Below are 659 nucleotides of genomic sequence, written 5' to 3' on the forward strand. Positions count from 1 at the left end.
CTCGGCATCATGGCCTTCGCCATCCTGACCGGCGGCACCAATCTGGACGCCGCCGGGGCCGCGTTGCAGGAGGGGGCGCTGATGCCCCGCCTGCCGCTGGCGCTGGCCCTGGCGGCGCTGCTGGCGGTGGGGCTGGCCGCCAATGGCCGCCTGCCCACCGACGACCCCGACGGCCTGTCCGAGCCCGCCCTGCGCCAGGGGGCGATGCGGCTGGAGGCCTCCGGCCGCCACCTGGCGCTGTGGGAGATGCAGGCCGCGCTGCGGCTGCTGCTCTGGCTGTCGCTGCTGGCGGCGCTGTTCCTGCCCTTCGGCACGGCGGAGGCCGCGGCGGGGCCGCTCGCCTGGGGGCTCGGCCTGCTGGCCTGGCTGGGCAAGCTCGGCCTGCTGGCGCTGGCGCTGGCCCTGGCCGAGGCGCTGCTGGCCCGGCTGCCGCCGCGCCGCCTGCCGGAGCTGCTGGGGCTGGCGCTGCTGCTGGCGCTGCTCGGCCTGGTGTTCCTGCTGCTGGCCAGCAGCCTGGCATGAGGCGCCGCGCATGACCCCCGGGCCGCAGGACGTGGCGAACCTTCTGGGCGGGCTGGTGCTGCTGGCCGGCTTCGCGCTGCTGACCGCGCGCGCCCTGCCGGCGCTGGTCGCGGCGCTGGCCGCGCAGGGCGGGCTGG

General features: G+C 78.3%; 1 protein-coding gene. It reads left to right on the plus strand.

Features of this window, described 5'->3' with window-relative positions; genetic code table 11:
- The coding region (locus tag HMPREF0731_RS09135) for an NADH-quinone oxidoreductase subunit H (RefSeq protein ID WP_007003810.1) at positions 1-522 on the plus strand (522 nt) is incomplete at its 5' end.
- Positions 523-659: the final 137 nt, after the last annotated feature.

It is taken from the genome of Pseudoroseomonas cervicalis ATCC 49957, from assembly GCF_000164635.1.
GTDB lineage: Bacteria > Pseudomonadota > Alphaproteobacteria > Acetobacterales > Acetobacteraceae > Pseudoroseomonas > Pseudoroseomonas cervicalis.